The 16,645-nt window shown below is 31.4% G+C and carries 12 protein-coding genes and 1 pseudogene; 2 read left to right on the plus strand and 11 right to left on the minus strand.

Going from position 1 to position 16,645, the window contains the following annotated elements; all coding sequences use genetic code 11:
- Positions 1–4 precede the first annotated feature (4 nt).
- Both ILT06_RS28500 and tnpA read right to left on the minus strand, forming a co-directional pair.
- Positions 5–1,117, minus strand: a complete 1,113-nt coding sequence (locus tag ILT06_RS28500; protein ID WP_098103655.1) for an RNA-guided endonuclease TnpB family protein — start codon at positions 1,115–1,117, stop codon at positions 5–7.
- Positions 1,118–1,128: 11 nt separating this feature from the next.
- Positions 1,129–1,527: an IS200/IS605 family transposase gene (gene tnpA / locus ILT06_RS28505; RefSeq protein ID WP_078403881.1), complete on the minus strand. Its 399-nt coding sequence runs from the start codon at positions 1,525–1,527 to the stop codon at positions 1,129–1,131.
- A gap of 638 nt (positions 1,528–2,165) precedes the next feature.
- On the opposite strand from tnpA, the gene ILT06_RS28510 reads away from it, so the two are divergent.
- Positions 2,166–3,596 carry an ABC transporter permease gene (locus tag ILT06_RS28510; protein WP_098103656.1) on the plus strand — a complete coding sequence of 477 codons (1,431 nt, stop codon included), beginning with the start codon at positions 2,166–2,168 and terminating at the stop codon, positions 3,594–3,596.
- An 11-nt stretch (positions 3,597–3,607) separates the two neighbouring features.
- Positions 3,608–4,294: an ABC transporter ATP-binding protein gene (locus tag ILT06_RS28515; RefSeq protein ID WP_098082636.1), complete on the plus strand. Its 687-nt coding sequence runs from the start codon at positions 3,608–3,610 to the stop codon at positions 4,292–4,294.
- Between the two features lie 153 nt (positions 4,295–4,447).
- Here the strand turns inward: ILT06_RS28515 and ILT06_RS28520 are convergent, their stop codons facing one another.
- The 9 genes and pseudogenes from ILT06_RS28520 to ILT06_RS28560 all read right to left on the minus strand — a co-directional run bounded on the left by ILT06_RS28520 (position 4,448) and on the right by ILT06_RS28560 (position 16,164).
- On the minus strand, positions 4,448–4,720 hold the full coding sequence (locus tag ILT06_RS28520; protein ID WP_016083288.1) for an HU family DNA-binding protein: 273 nt from the start codon (positions 4,718–4,720) through the stop codon (positions 4,448–4,450).
- A 375-nt stretch (positions 4,721–5,095) separates the two neighbouring features.
- A complete protein-coding gene (locus tag ILT06_RS28525) occupies positions 5,096–5,338 on the minus strand; it encodes a hypothetical protein (RefSeq protein ID WP_098082635.1) in 243 nt (80 codons plus the stop codon).
- Positions 5,339–6,425: 1,087 nt separating this feature from the next.
- Positions 6,426–7,840, minus strand: a pseudogene (locus ILT06_RS28530) (phosphatidylinositol-specific phospholipase C).
- Positions 7,841–8,562: 722 nt separating this feature from the next.
- On the minus strand, positions 8,563–9,126 hold the full coding sequence (locus ILT06_RS28535; protein ID WP_000726950.1) for a hypothetical protein: 564 nt from the start codon (positions 9,124–9,126) through the stop codon (positions 8,563–8,565).
- Positions 9,127–10,301: 1,175 nt separating this feature from the next.
- Positions 10,302–10,949, minus strand: coding sequence for an ABC-2 transporter permease (locus ILT06_RS28540; protein ID WP_097853786.1), 648 nt, complete (start codon positions 10,947–10,949; stop codon positions 10,302–10,304).
- The gene (locus ILT06_RS28545; RefSeq protein WP_097816109.1) at positions 10,939–11,805 is read right to left on the minus strand and encodes an ABC transporter ATP-binding protein; all 867 of its coding nucleotides are present in this window, start codon (positions 11,803–11,805) and stop codon (positions 10,939–10,941) included. Before ILT06_RS28545 ends, ILT06_RS28540 begins: the two co-directional genes overlap by 11 nt.
- On the minus strand, positions 11,802–12,185 hold the full coding sequence (locus ILT06_RS28550) for a GntR family transcriptional regulator (protein ID WP_097816108.1): 384 nt from the start codon (positions 12,183–12,185) through the stop codon (positions 11,802–11,804). Before ILT06_RS28550 ends, ILT06_RS28545 begins: the two co-directional genes overlap by 4 nt.
- A gap of 717 nt (positions 12,186–12,902) precedes the next feature.
- Positions 12,903–13,898, minus strand: a complete 996-nt coding sequence (locus ILT06_RS28555; protein ID WP_222655724.1) for a DUF4046 domain-containing protein — start codon at positions 13,896–13,898, stop codon at positions 12,903–12,905.
- A 262-nt stretch (positions 13,899–14,160) separates the two neighbouring features.
- Positions 14,161–16,164 carry a fibronectin type III domain-containing protein gene (locus ILT06_RS28560; protein ID WP_098102879.1) on the minus strand — a complete coding sequence of 668 codons (2,004 nt, stop codon included), beginning with the start codon at positions 16,162–16,164 and terminating at the stop codon, positions 14,161–14,163.
- Between the last annotated feature and the right edge of the window lie 481 nt (positions 16,165–16,645).

Consider the following 16,645-nt stretch of genomic DNA (forward strand, 5'->3'; position numbering starts at 1 on the left):
CTATCTATGCTAACGCCAATAGGCGTATTGCTTCATTTTTGATATTGATAGCTGCGTTATAATCTCTATCGAGATTTACACCGCATATACAAGAATAGACTCGCTCAGACAATGACATATTTTTCACATTTCCACAACTGTTACATGTTTTTGTGGAAGGAAACCATTTGTCTATTTTCACAAGCTGTTTGCCTTGTTCATTTAGTTTATAAGCTAAGAAAGAAGTGAACATACCCCAAGCATTATCAGCGACGCTTTTTCCAAAATGAAGTGCTTGCGATATTCCCTTCATATTTAGATTTTCAATAGCTACAACATCAAAATGAGTAGCTAACTCTTTAGACTTATGATGAAGGAAGTTCTTACGTTGGTTTGCTACTTTTTCATGCAGCTTAGCTACACGGATACGTTGTTTATTCCAACGCCTTGAACCTTTTGTACGTCTTGATAATACTCGTTGCGCCTTTGCTAATCGGTCTAACATTTCACGATAGAACTTAGGATAATTGGCTCTCTCATCCTCAGAACTGACGTATAATTGATCCATCGCAAAGTCTAATCCAACAACTGTTTCTACTTCTTTTTGTACGATCTCTTTTTCGTATTCAGTCAAAATGGACACATAGTATTTACCAGTAGGTGTCATAGAAATCGTACATGACTTGATTATATGGCCTTGTGGTATTTCTCTATGCTGTTTGATACGTACCATTTTCAGTTTTGGCAATTTGATATGACCGTTAAGCAACATAATATTTCCGTTCACTACATTCGTTGTATAAGACTTTCTGTCTTTTTTGCTTTTGAATGTTGGGAAGTCATTTTGACCACTAAAGAAATTTTTATAGGCAGTTTGCAAGTTTAGTTGAGTATTTGCCAAAGCTAATGAATCAACTTCTTTTAACCACTCAAATTCTGCTTTGTATTTTGCGGGAGTGGGAAGCTTTTGTTTCTTTAGTTGATCCTTATCATCTTTATGTTTTTGATACGCTTCTTTCCGTTCAGCTAACATTCTGTTATACACGAAACGTACACAACCGAAGGTTTTACGCATAAGATGTGCTTGGTCTTCTGTTGGATACAAACGGAATTTATATGCTTTATTCTGCTTTGTCATATCATTTCACCTCACTTTTCACTTTGATTTTCAATATATGTTTTTACTACGTCTATTGGCGAACCACCAGTAGTTAGCAAGCAAAAACTTCTTGACCAAAACATCTCTTTCCAAAGTTTCTTTTTCACTTGTGGAAAGTCTCTTTTAATAAGTCGAGAACTTGCACTTTTATAAGCATTGATGAATTTTGTCATTTCTGTATTAGGGTGTGCCTTGAACAAAATATGAACGTGGTCTACATCATGATTCCATTCAACTAATGTGATGTTATAGTTTTCAGATAGTCGAACAAACATATCTTTTGCATAGTCTGACATATCATTATCAAACACATTTCTTCTGTATTTCACGACCAACACAAGGTGATAATACAACAAGAATACTGAATGGTTATTACTATCTAATTTCATTTATATACCAGCCTTTATAATTTATAAGACTGATTATATCAGAGGCAAAATAAAAAGGAAAACCTTTTGGCTACGCCAAACCGAAATTCATCTCCCACCTACCGTTGGGCTACGCCCTTCACACGCTTGAGGAAGGAGAATTCTTTCCGGAAATTCGTTAAAACTATAGCCACCTTTCGGTGGTTTTTTTATATGTATTTTTCGTGTGGGTACTAGATATATCAGAGATGGTAGATGTCATGAGGCAAAAAGAATGCCCACATTGTTATTCCGTGTAGGAGGCTAATTTTTCTAGCGATAGTATCTCATCTTGTGCTGTATGGGTCATAAATAAAGGGAGTTATCCCGTGTTTGTATTCCTTCCTCAAGTTAATTGGTTGGTGACTAATATTTTATACCTATTAATATTATTATTAGTCCGTTTGTCCTCATTCCACATTAAACGGACTGACTCTTTACCAATGTTCAAAATCGATTACATATTTTAATTTGTGTTCCAGCTTTTCTTGACTATATTAACAAATCACTACATATGCACTCCAGATAAACCCTAATATCTTTAGATAATCTACTGAATATCTTCATATAAACTCCAGATAGTGTATTTAGAATAACAACTATCAAGGAGGTTAGGAAAAATGAATTTTATAAAACGCGCAATTCTCAGTATGAAAAAAAGGATAGGAACATCATTAATTTTGATGGCGGTCTTTCTGATTGTTACAAATTTAGTATTGGCAGGATTCACAATTCAAAATGCATCAAAAAAAGCTGCGGATGCAGCAAGAAAAAAACTAGGTGCAGATGTCACTTTAGGTCTTGATTTTGATAAATTAGGTCAACAAGCTAGGGAAACGGGAGAGATGCCTAAACCACCAAAGCTCAACACAAAAGAAGCAGATCAATTAGCAAAGTCCAAGTATGTAAAAGACTATAATTACATAACCAATACTTTCGGAATTTCGGATGGATTTAAACTAGTAGGTGCTTCAGAAGGTGAAGAAGGAAAAGGTAAAGCAGGAATGGTGGCAGTAGCGGGTGGATCAGGTTCGGGTACAGAAATAGATATGAATTCTTCTCTTATCATGGAAGGAGTTCGCAAAACTGCATTACACGAAAGTTTTAAAAATAGAAAAAGTAAAATCATTGATGGAAAACCAATTACAGAACAGGTAAAAGATCAAAATGTTACTTTAATGGAAAAACGATTAGCGGAACAAAACAATTTAAAAGTAGGAGATAAGGTAAAAATTCAATCAGGTGATAAGAAGAAAACTCTTGAATTTGAAATTATTGGTATTTATGAAACGAATGAGAAGCCAATGGGGGAACATGCCCCTCCTATGATGGACCCAGCTAATAAGCTATATATGCCTTATTCTGCCTTGAAAAAATTAGAAACTGATGAAGGTATGGGTAGTGGTATTCAAATCGTGTATTTCTTGAACGATCCACAAAACATTGATGCGTTTAAAAAAGAAGCAAAGAAATTTGATATTGATTTTAATTATTTTAAGTTAGACGCAAATGATTCGTTGTACAAACAAATGATTGGCCCTATCGAAAATATTTCATCTACTTCTCAAATGATTATTTATATTGTATCAATTGCAGGTGCGATTATATTAGGTTTAATTATTATGTTATCGATTAAAACACGTCGTAAGGAAATGGGGATTCTATTGTCCATTGGAGAGAAAAAGTGGAAGCTGATGGCGCAGTTCGTAGTAGAAGTAGTATGTATCGCTATTTTAGCATTTGGATTATCCATAACAACAGGAACTAAAGTTTCTCAATATATAGGGGATAATTTACTTTCAAGTGAAATTGCTACAGCAGACGAAGAAACAGACACCTCTCAAAATGGAACTGTAATGGTGGCTGGACCAGGTGGTACTGTACAAAATCAAAAAGAGGATCCAATTGATAAAATTAATGTAAGTGTAACAGGAGAAGACGTAGGGAAAATGGGGGGGATTGGACTAGCTATTGCTATATTAGCAACGCTTCTTCCGGCATTATCTATTCTACGCTTAAATCCAAAACAAATTCTTTTAAAAGATGAATAAGGAGGATCGATATGGAGACAATTTTACAATTTAAAAACTTAGATTATTATTATGAAAGTAACGGAAAAAAAGTAACGATACTAGATAATGTTAACTTTTCTTTTCAAAAAGGGCATTTCTACACGATTTTAGGGCCATCTGGATCTGGTAAAACTACAACTCTTAGCTTAGGTTGTGGGCTGGATATACCTAAAAATGGTTATGTACTGTATAATGGCAAGGATATTCGAAAAATTGGTTTGGATCGATACCGTAATCAAAATGTATCTGTAATTTTCCAATCTTATAATTTGATTACCTATATGACTGCTCTTCAGAATGTATTAACGGCAATGGAAATTACAGGTGTGAAGGTAAAAAATAAAAAAGCAAGGGCATTAGAATTATTAGAGAAGGTAGGACTCACAGAAATAGAAGCGAAACGAAATGTCTTGCAACTAAGCGGGGGACAACAACAACGTGTAGCAATTGCTCGAGCACTATCTTGTAATGTTGATTTACTAATTGCGGATGAGCCGACAGGAAACCTTGATGAAGAAACAGCAAATGATATCATTAATTTGTTCCAGGAGCTCGCTCATCAAGAAAATAAATGTGTAATTGTTGTGACACATTCACAAGAAGTTGCAAAAAAATCAGATCGAGCTGTTTATTTAAGTAAGAAAAAATTAGCAGTAAAAGATACATCTAGCATCTAAAAAACAAATTCTATGATTAGAAGAGTTTGCAGGGTATGGAAATCGTGAAAATGATAAAAAACTAGTTAATTATTTTCCGAAAAAATATATGATTAATTTAAAAAGGAATGGAGATAAAAATCTCCATTCCTTTTTAGATAGATAATTTAATCCTTATTTAACAGCCTCTTTTAAAGCTTTCCCAGCTTTAAATGCAGGTACTTTTCCTCCTGGAATATGCATTTCTTCGCCCGTTTGGGGATTGCGCCCAGTACGTGCAGAACGCTCACGTACTTCAAATGTACCAAATCCAATTAACTGTACGGATTCCTCTTTTTGAAGAGATTGTGTAATTTGATCTAGGATAGCTTGTACAGATGCGGTAGCATCTTTTTTAGTAAGTGATGTTTTCTCAGATACTTGGTTAATTAGTTCTGTTTTATTCATTATGAACCTCCATTAAATAATATTTGTTAATTTTATTTTATAGTATAGTATGTTTTCAAGAAAGAGCCAATTCTATATAAATATAATAAAAAAATTGAAGATACTCTTAGAGTTTTGTATGGGGGATTAGGTAATCTATACAATATAAATAGTTAAATAGGGGGGATTGTACTGTAGAGAAAATATAGGCAACTCATTTGCATAATTTTAAACTAGAAATAAAAATTAATTAATTGAAGTAGTATCACTTAACTATAAATTTAAGAGGAAATAGACCCAAACAAAAAAATTCACACCTTTTAATTAAAAGTGTGTGAATTTCTTGTTTTGGGTGCTTAAAATTTTTAAGTCAATGATTAAACGTCGGAAATTAAGTCATATATTAGACTTCTCAGCAATATTAAACATATATGGCGTAAAGATTAAAAAGAAACCCAATATCACCATCAAAGAATTTAATGAAAATAAAGAAGAATCGTTAATCAAAGATGATCCAAAAATAATTACAAAAGTCATACCAGTTCCATGCAAAATAGATTTAAAAGAAACAGAATTTGTCATCATTTCAAATGATTTTAATTGCAAATTTTGAATTGATTTAGCTACTTTGGTTTTCATGTTCAATCCTTCTTTCTAAAAATAAGGTATATACTATATTCATTGTATTCCTGGGTGTTTTGAAATTTAAATTTTTATGGAATTCAATTTTGTGTAACAAATCAGTAGGTGTTAGGAAGCAGGGTAAATTGCTTTATATGTAGGAGGGAACCGAAAGATATCTATATCTTCTTTAAGGTAATGATTTAGCTTTATAGAAAAAGAAGAACGCTTTCTCTTAAACTGAATCTCTCTAATTTCGACTTGATAGTAATAGGATTTTCTCTTTAATTTAGTGAAGAAATAGACGTTCTCTTGTATGAAAAGAAGCGAGCTTGATATAATCAATAAAATTAACCGATTGTACTTGTAAATAAGAATAGCATGATAGCAATTGATAAAAACAGATATATTATATAAAGTGTCAGCAACCTATATCATCCCTTTCTATTGATATAGGTATCATACAAACATAATCTGTAGTATATATGGAGTTTATGGGTATTTATTGTAATGATTATTATAACAGTCTTTTAGTTGTGAGAAAGGATAGGAGAATTAACCATTACTTATTGATTTTACATCGTTATTTCTGGAAAACAGAATGTGTTTTACTGTCAGTTTTTCTATGCTATAAGTATCATTAAGATGCGATAATTACTGTTCATTGGTCATAAGTAGTTATTTAAAATCAAGAAGGAACGCCTTTGCTATAAATAAATTATATATAGAAAGGTGATATGATTATGTACTGATATGAAAATAACGGGATACGAGATCAAGAAGTGTTGTTTTCTATACAAGGTGTTCCCGCGAATAGAGGTGAAATGAATCAATTACCAAAATGGAATGAAATTTTAGTTATAGTACTTTAACTTTTAGGTCAGTCAGCGGTTTATTAATTTTTATTTCGACTATTTTATATAGAATAAAAGCATTTTTATCTTAATATGAATTGTTTCTAAAAATAAAAAAGAATCTAGTGGCATTTCTAGATTCTTTTTTATTGTTGCCTTTAATATAGCATACCTGGAGAGAATGCTCTTTTGATACATAAGGTAATTGAACTTCTTAAGCCGATGGAGGGATAAAGAAACCCTTTAAAAATTTAATTAGTGATAGCATATATTTTTACTGTAAATGGGTGATTCACACCACTTGGATTTGCGATATAGTATTTAGAATTTGTATCTGCTGCAGTCCTGGACTCATTTGAAATATTGCTCCAACTAACACGATCTAGACCCAGAGAAACATCGACCATAATATTGAAAGAGATACTGTCAGAAGTCTCTCCCTGGGTAGGTTCAATAATCCATTTTAAACCCATTGTCCCTGGGGGTAAATTATTTATACTAAAGTTTTGGCTGGATCGGTTCTTTTCTCCAAGCAATGGCTTAGAGTCAGAAGAAATTTGGGAAATTAATATCTCTTTTTCATTAACGTTAATCCCATTTAATTTAATGATACTATCTATTAAACCTGGACCTGGAAAATCAGCTGCAATAATACCAGAATGTCTGATCCCACCTTGTAGTATGAAATCTGTCCCCATTATATTCATTCCACCATAAAATACTTGACCATTTGTATCACGAGGGAAGTCTTTCCATTCATTTGTTGTGTTTTTTTGAATTAACTGTGGGTTACTACCAGTATCTCGATTTTCCTTTCCACTTGCAACAAACCAAGGATAATAATTATTCCATAATGCTGTAGCGCCACCTGTACCACTAAAATGGTTGAGATAGATATGATTATTGTTAGAGTCGTTATTTGCCTTTAGAAGCTGGTTTTTTACTGCATTCCATTTCTCATACATTCCATCCGGTCCAGCGCTAACTTCAAAATTATCTTGGATATTTAATGATTCATAATTAATTCCGTATTCTTCAGATGCTGCGAAGTTTTGTAGTATTACAATTTTTCCACGGATATCTCCTAACTTAGGGTTATTTCTTTCTGAAAATGGCACAGAATTTGGTTCCCAAAAATAGGACACATTACGGGCTTTATAATTTTTAAATATCTCCTCGAATGACTGTGAGCCGTTCTCTGGATCAGTTTCCTCTTTTAAGCGCATTAAAATTGTTTCTTGAGGGTTTTCTCTTAAAAATTGAATTGTTTCTTTTAATACATCTTCAAACATTGCTTTTTGATTCACAATACCATGCTGCATGGCAAAGGAATTTTTCACACGTTTAACACGCATGTCTACATAACGTATTCCTGCATTGAACTGCTGAGGTAGGGGCATTGTTTGATTTCTTGTCAAATTCTCATCGATAAAACTCGCTCCATGTAAAGCCATTGAACCATGAGTACCTGGAATAGATAATTCGCTTATTTTTTTGTATCTTCCAATTTTGACATCCAGTTTGGATTTCGATAACCTAAATCGGACTCATAGGAATAACCTGGATGTCTATCAGCAAATACTATTGAAGATGTACATAAACTTGCTAGTGTAAAACAAGTAAGAATCCCGAATTTTAAGTGTTTTTTCATCTTTATTTTCTTCATTATATCTCTCCTGATTTTAAACAGATTAGTCTTATATAATAATTTAGGTGCTTTTACCATATGCATGAATTCCAGCATGAGAATAATAGACTGTATTAATTTAAAAAAATATTTTTTATAAATATTGCCAAATTTATAATAGGTAACAAAAGGTTTGTAAAGTTGAAAGGAAATTGAGTCAAATAAGATAATATGTTAGCTACCATCAGAGTTACTATTGTCATTTACCTTAAAATATTGTGCTAGCTTTAAAATTTAGAGAGGGATATTCTCATTTAGATTTGCTCAAAAGCCATTGTGCACTGGGAACATAAATTTAGAAATGTAATCATACAAGGGTGGGAAGGCCAAAATAATCATGTGTAAGTTTAGTGAAATGATGACAAAGTATATTATCATACTTCATGTACTTTATAGGGCATACAATTCAAATCTAATATTATACAAAGAAAACAGAAGTCTTAAACTAGACGTCTGTTTTCCGAAGTACAATTAATTGTTAAAATTGGTAATCTTTACATAATTATTAATGTAAATTTTTATTTGTTAAGGTATTATGTGACAAAATTATATGAATTCCATATCTGAGATCAAAAGACTTTTGGGGAGAGTCTCTCTCTTATTACTGCATTAAAGTTAGAAATGGATTTGTTACATATAATATCATTTTAGAAAAACTTACGAATAATACTTCTCTGTAATCCTAAATAATGCCTATAAGCTTATTTCTCATTAAAGCTTAAACTAACTGCAGTAGCAATAGATTGTCCTGCATGTTCCCAACTACCATCGATAACTTTTCCAAGTTGTTGACCGAGTGAATTTAAATCATTTGGATTAACAGGAATTCCGTTATATGCAGCAAGAATTGATAAAAGTGGAGCTACAATTGGTGTCCAGCCCCCTCTATCAATATGGAATTCGAATCCCGTTACCTCACCATCTTTTTTTGTGAATTTATAGTAAAGTTGATCATCTGGACGGAAGCTTAAATGATGAGAGATTTGTCCGTATACATCTTTACCAGCTGCACCTCGATCCACAACTTCAATTTCTTTTACATTAAATTCATGCTCAAATACTTTTATTTTTTTTACTTCGGGACCATTTAATGCAGCTTGAACAGCCGTTTCTAGATTACTTTGTGCAAACGGTTGAATACTAACTTGTGATTCCTGTTGTTGGATAGGAGCAACTGTCTCAGCAGCAAATACTGATGTTGTAGGTAATGCACCTGTAGCTAATGTTGCAGCCAGAGCAGTTACTGTAATGATTTTCTTCTTCATAATTTTACTTCCTCCTTTTTAATGTATGATAATAAACTATAAATTACTGACAGATAAATTATTTCTATACATAGATAGAAAAACATTATTGTGGATGATGGAAGTTAGACTGACAGATAATTTATATCATAATAGTATCAATATGCATTTGATTTCTCAATCTTCAGTCAATGTATTCAATACTAACCAATTTTAAGTAAGTTTTAGAAGGTAAATCTCTAATAGCAATCTAGAAACATGGCAATATTAGAGTGAAAATGAAATGATAATCATAAAATATTCAATTAATATCAAAAAAATATAAAAAATTTCACATATATTTTTATTTTTAGGTTATTTGATTTTATTGTAGTGCGCAGAATTATAAATGTTTATGTAAGTTAAAAATGAAGAATATTAAAGTGATCGTTAAAATTAACGAAATGTTCAAGGTTTCAATCTCAAAATATGAATATTAGTTATATAATTATTTTAAAGGGATAATTCACCCCTTCCTCTAATGTTGTTGTTTACAAGTTTATAGTTCCAATGTGTTGAAGCTACCATAAAAAGAACTTGTAATTATATATTACAAGTTCTTTTTGTTTTGATTTTTTTGAAAGATACCTTAACTAGTTATGTTTTTCATATTTTATCAAGAGAACGGTAGAATTCTATCGGAAGTATATGTACATTATCGTAAAATAAATAGTAATTTGTATATAAACTAAGCGATTCTTAATCGTATTCTAATAACAAAAGGAAAGACCAACTAAAAATATAGTTGGTCTTTCCTTTAAGTTGGTGTAAAAACAAATAAATAAAAGATAGGTGAGAATTAATGCTGCTAAGCAGTATTGATTCTGAATTAACTATAACACACTTCCTAAGAAGTAGTTGTGTCGGTTGATTGAACATTCATCCTTCCTTTTTTAACAAATAAGTATCTAAAATACATCACTTAATTGACAAGGGATGCATTTTAATCGAGACATAGATCAATGCTCAAGATTTAGAAAGTAAATAACGAAATGTTCGAAGTGAAAGATACCTGCTAACATCGATGTATTTACCAGCTTTCTTAGTAGGCTTTGTCAGTAGTTCCTACGCTGAGAACTGAAGTATCTTGTGCGTTGACGTAACTTCGATAAGTATGGGGCGATAAAACATATTTTTTAAAATGCCCCTTAAACTAATTATAAATCTTTTTTTGCATATATCTTTAGTGAAATTATCATTGATATAATGCTAATAACTATTGAAATGAGACAAGGCATCCATGCCATGATAATTGATGGGAATGGAAGAGGGAGTGTAAAATTCAGATGGCTCAACTGAATTTCTTTTATAAGAGTAGGAGCTACAAAAGGTGTCAAAAAGACAACAATAAAAGAAATCATTCTTGTTTTATCAAAACCAAATTTAAATTGGAAAGGGAGTAGTATTCCAAACAAAATACTAACAACTAAGAATGTTATTCCGAGAGCGTTTATACTAAGATTCTCGATACCAGATGGTATAATAATTGAAGTTATCATTCGAATAATTGAGGCGCAAAGAAAAACTACCAATAGAAAGAGATATTTTGCTTTTACAAAGGCACTTCTAGTATATGGTGTTGCACAAAGTAGAGTTGCTCCTTTGTATTGGTCTTCGAACTTGGATATTGTACCAAACAAAATATGTTCCATAAAAACTACTGTTAAAAGAAAACCAATAAGCCCACCATCGTTAAGTTTTAATTGAGTAGAAAGATAGATTGGTGCAATGGCTGCAAAAACGAGTAAAATAGAAAAATATTTTTTGACTAACATTATGTCTTTTACAACAAGATTAATAAGCATATGTATTTCCTCCAATATAAGAAAGCATTATATCTTCTATAGTTGGTCTTTCCATCAAAACACCAGGCATAAGCCGGCAAACATCATCTATTTTATGAGTAATCCCTTCAAATCCATATTTAGTTTGACTCAAATTCAAAAAGAGTTTTTCTGTTTGATTATTAATCAATTGATTATCACCTTTTACTAATGCATGTGTTTCCACTAGTGCATCTTTTTCTTCATCAATTAATATTTGACCATCATCTATTAAAATAATCATATCTGCTATTTTATCTAGATCTGAGGTAATATGAGTAGAAAAAAAGACACTCTTTCCTGGTTCTTTCATAAAATCTAGAAGTATGTCTATTAGTTCACTTCGAACCAATGGATCAAGTCCACTTGTGGGTTCATCCATTATTAATAAATCTGCGTGGTGGGATAAAGCTAGAGCAACTGCAAATTTCATTCGCATTCCTTTGGAGAGGGTAGAAATTTTTTGTCCTAGATTTAAATTAAATCGTTTAATATACTTTAAAAAAACTTGCTCATCCCATCCAGTATAGGAAGGGGCGATTACATTCTTCATTTCTTTTAATGTTAATTCATCGTAAAAGTACCCTTCGTCTAACACGACACCAATTTTATTTTTGGATTTTCGTTCATGTTTATCTATATCCTTTTCTAAAAAATTAATTTTACCCGAATCTTTGAGTACGAGCCCGAGGATAGCTTTAATAGTAGTAGTTTTCCCAGAACCATTAGTACCAATAAAACCAGTTATACAGTCCTGGTTAAGTGAAAATGTCACGTCTTTTAATGAAAAATTCTCATAAGCTTTGTTTAGATTCTTCACTTCTAACACTGCATTCATTCTTCATTTTCCTCCTTTAAGATTAAATCTAACATCGAATAGAGTTCCTTATTATGGATTCCAATACTTCGAGCCATTTTGCACACTTCTGTCAATTTTACTTCAACCATATGACGCTTAGATTCCATTAATAATTCCAAGTTTGTAGATGCTACATAAGTACCTTTTCCAACCCTGGTAACGATAAAACCTTCGGATTCTAGTTCCGCATAAACTCTTTTTGTGGTTAACATACTTACATGTAAATCATTAGCCAATACACGGATTGATGGTAATTGTTCACCTTCCGTTAATTCATTATTAAATATAGAATCTTTAATTTGTTCCTTTATTTGTTGATATAAAGGTTGATTTGATGCATTATTTAAAATAATTTTCATTTAAATACCTCTCCATCGACAAGTGTGACTGTCTATGATGCACACCATACACACCATACACAGTTAAGATTATAAGTTATTGAAAATGGTTTAACAAGTTATCTTGTTATAAAGTTCACAAAATTTTCATTTTAGGAAAATCTATAACGAAATCCTCATATAAATTTCTTACTTTTTTTATTAATATAATGCTAAAATCTTAAGTTTTAGATACTGGGGCAGAGGACCTTAAATGGTGGAATTATATTAATGACTTGTGAGACATATGAAAAGGAGTAATAAATATGTAAACATGGGGGTTAAGGATAGATAAAAACAAGCTATTGCTTCATTGCTGAAGTTGATAGCTTGTTTATCAAGTTCATCTATAAAATTTTGTTTTTTTGCTATTTTTTAAAATAATACTAGTGAATATTCCAAGAATGAAAGGAATTGAGAAATAGAGATAAGAAAATTGATGTGTAAAATAAAAGAGAAGAAATAAGATAACTATTGCTAGTAGCCTAATCACTTTAAAAATAAATAGAATTTAGTTTGCTTGCATAAATATCCTCCTCTAAAACCTTAAATTCATTTTTAAAACAATAGCATTTTTTACTGTTTTTATATTGTTATTAATCGTGCCAATTATTCATTAGATATTTCTCTCCTCAAGAAAATAGAGTTTGCTATTTATCAAGTTAAGCTTTCATTTTAATTAAGTTATGTCTAATAATATTAGGCTTTATTTATATATCCTCTGAATGAACTTTTTATATATTTATTTGGATATAGGTCATTAATCATTGCGTATGGGCTTCCATTCCAGTATCTTACTACAGGTGTCCATAGTCTATGACTTTTAAGCCACTGCATTGTGTATTGCTGTAATAATTGATTATCAGTCAGCTTTTCTTTTTCTTCAATTGTCCACCGTAATGCATCCAGCGCTTTTTCTCTCGTCCAAAAACCACTAGGTGTCATCTTAAATTCCCATTCTTTAAATTGATTTGGATATAAATCATTAATCATTGCATATGGACTATCATTCCAATATAATTGACAGGCTCCTCGCAATCCTGATTGAGCTAACCATTTATTTTCGTATATATTCTTTAATTGATCTAGATTTAATTTTTCTTTTTCTTCAATTGTCCATTTTAGTGCTTGTAATGTTTTTTCTTTTGTCCAAAACTTATTAGGAGCCTTATTAAATTCCCATTCTTTAAATCGATTTGGATATAAATCATTAATCATCGCATACGGGCTTCCATTCCAAATCACCCTTAGAGGTGCACTTAGTCGATGTTCAATTAACCATTTTTGCCCATAAATTTGCAAGAGTTTTTGTGGTGGCAATTTCTCCTCTTCTTCAATAAACCATTTTAATAATTGTAGGGCCTTTTCTTTCGTCCAAAAATTTAATGGTGTCATTCTAAATTCCCATTCTTTAAATTGATTCGGATATAAATCATTAATCATCGCATATGGACTATTATTATATTTGTGCTTTAATACACCACGTAATCGATACTTTACAATTAATTTGTTATTCCAATTCTGTTTTATCTCTTCTTCATTCCAATTCAAAATTTTTGTTACTAAATACTTTGTTACTCTTCTGGCCAGTTGATTATTTCTATCTAATTTCCAAGTATTTGGTGGAAATCTATTTCTTTTTCCATCTAATATCTCCTGATAGATGTCCTCTATAGTATTTGTGTTTGTCTGCATCTTAAAACCTTCTTTTAATTGTATATATAGTTAAATAGATTTTAATGTTAGGACTTTCGTCCGAACTATTAAAAATGTAAACTCTATCTTAACTTAGAAAATATGATGCTTAATCAAATCATAGTAATGTAAAATAAGAATTACCTATAGAAAATATATAGTCTAGGGCAAATGAAAGAATAGATTTGTAAAATATAATTTTTAATTCATAAAAGACATCGATCTGAAAAGAAAGATGTCTTTTATTTAATAGTATTACGGTTTATTTAATTACTTTCCATAAAGCTAATGAGAAAATCCAATTTGAATCACCGTATCCTTGATAACTTTGAACTGCTTCATAAATTTTACCTTGATGTTCTACTCTATCTCCTTTTTTATATGCAGCATACGAATCCCATGCCTTATACTCAGAAGAGGGGGTATCTTTTGTTTTGATTTTGATTTCATTACTCGCAACTGAAACCTTTCCTTGAGTATCTATAGCTTTTACCATATATCTATATTCTGTACTAGCCAGTAAATTTTCATCTGTATAGTAAGTTGAAGGACTTGTAGCTATTTTCGTACCGTTACGATAAATCTCATATTCTTTTATACCAACATTACTTATGGATTCTTCCCATATTAAATGAACACTGTTTGTAGTAGTTTCTGATGCTTGTAATCCTGTTGGAGCTGTTGGAGCTATTTGTTCTGGATTCTCTTCCTTTGTTGTAACTGAAACTTCATTGCTACTTTTTGACTTATTTCCTGCTGCATCTGTAGCTTTAATTGTATAATTATATTTTGTATTGGCTTGTAACCCCGTATCTTCATAACGTGTTGTTTTTGTTGTTCCTACTTTTTTTCCATCACGATAAACTTCATATTCTTTCACACCAATATTATCTGTGGAAGCCTCCCACTGTAGCTCAACAGTTGTTGTTGTTTTACTAACAGAGCGTAGGTTAGAAGGAGCTGTTGGAGCGATTACGTCAATTTCAGTACTACTATTAAAAGCAGAAAATAGTTTAGAAAAGGCACCGTCGTCTACATCGGGTAATCCAGAAGCATCTCCAGTTGCCTGACCGATTTGCCAACTTTCAGTAGCTTTTTTATCACGATACACTGACCACATACTAATTTCCCCAATACCTTTTTCTTTGGCAAATTGGAACAATTCTTTTGCATTATTTAATGTGAAAGTTTCATTTTGAGTATCGTTTTTTCCTATCATAGGTGTAACAGCAATCATTTTCCAAATGTCAGAATCTTTAATAGTACCTTTATATAAATTAGTTAATTGTCCATGCAAGCTATTAATAGCATCTATCGCAGCTTGTCCCATTTGTTGGGTTTGTTGCCCATAATCCATAGTCATAATATTAACTGAATTTAAATCTACATCATGTTGTATAGCGCTTTGAATCACATTTAGTCCATCATTAGTTAGGCCATATGGCATTACTGGTAAGGTATAACCAATTTTTACATCTTTACCTTCAGCTTTTAATTCCTTTTGTAATAACGCAATTGCTTTTGATCTTCTTTCGATAGATTCTGGGTGAGCAACTAAGACGCCTTCAATATCAAAATCCATGTGTGTTAAATGTAATGTGTTAATTACACTTTTATAAGCATCTTTTAATTTATTCACATCTGTAATAGCTGCGGCAAGATCTGCACCTAATCCAGGGATATTACCAGCATTTGCTCCACCAAAAGATACTTTAACATCTCCACCTATTTTTCTAATTTGTTTAATTTGATCATCTAAGTTACCATCTCCAATAGGGGTATGACTTCCTCCCCATACTGGATTTCCATTTTTATCAGCCACTATAAAGGAAAGCGTGAAGAAACTAGTATTTGTTTCTTGGGCATATTTTAATAGATTTTGAGGATCCATGCCGTTATCTACATATGGTGCAAAAACATGAGTCGGCCAAGTGATTCCTTCACCAAATAAATCATTTGGATCACTATTGTCAGGTATATATTCTGAACCAGTATATAATTCCCAACCGCTAAATTGTTGGGTAGGTAATGTACCTGCATTTACCCAATATACAGAATGATAAATCTTACCTTCATATGTAACGTAAGATTCACCTGGATAATCTTTATTTTTATTCCAAAATGGCGCTACTTGTTGTTGAGAATTCGCTATATTTTCTTGAGCGTAGGCAAACGTATGGCTAATGGCTTGGGATGTAGGAATGATCATAGTTAATGCAACAACTGTTTTTGCTAGATTACAAAATGGATGTTTTTTTATAATCATAATAATATCTCCTCACTTCTAATTTATAATTTAAAAAAGAAATTATATTTGGCATTATTAAAATTCTTTTAATATATATTTTGAAGAATTATTGCCGTAACTCCCGATACAGATATTTTTATACGTGATGATTACCCTCATTTAGTAGGATAACAACTTACAAAAAATGAAACAAATTAAAGGGAAATATAATAATATTCATTCAAAAACAATATATTTCTTCTCATAAACTACAGAAAATCGAATTAAAATGTATATATATATACCATTTTTGTAAGGTGGGGATGAATAGTGAGCTAGAAGTAATATAAATGTACACAAAAGTGTCGATTCTAATAATCTAGTTAGGCTAAAAAAATTTTATCTTGAGTACAAGACTAACTACTTCTATTACTAAATCTAAACAATTTGTTGTATTTTTTAGTAATAAAATGAGATTATTCTTTTTAGGTTTTCTAAAATTGTCTTACTTTAGTTGAGT

It is taken from the genome of Bacillus sp. 17RED48 (genome assembly GCF_019837545.1).
In the GTDB taxonomy this organism is placed as follows: domain Bacteria; phylum Bacillota; class Bacilli; order Bacillales; family Bacillaceae_G; genus Bacillus_A; species Bacillus_A wiedmannii.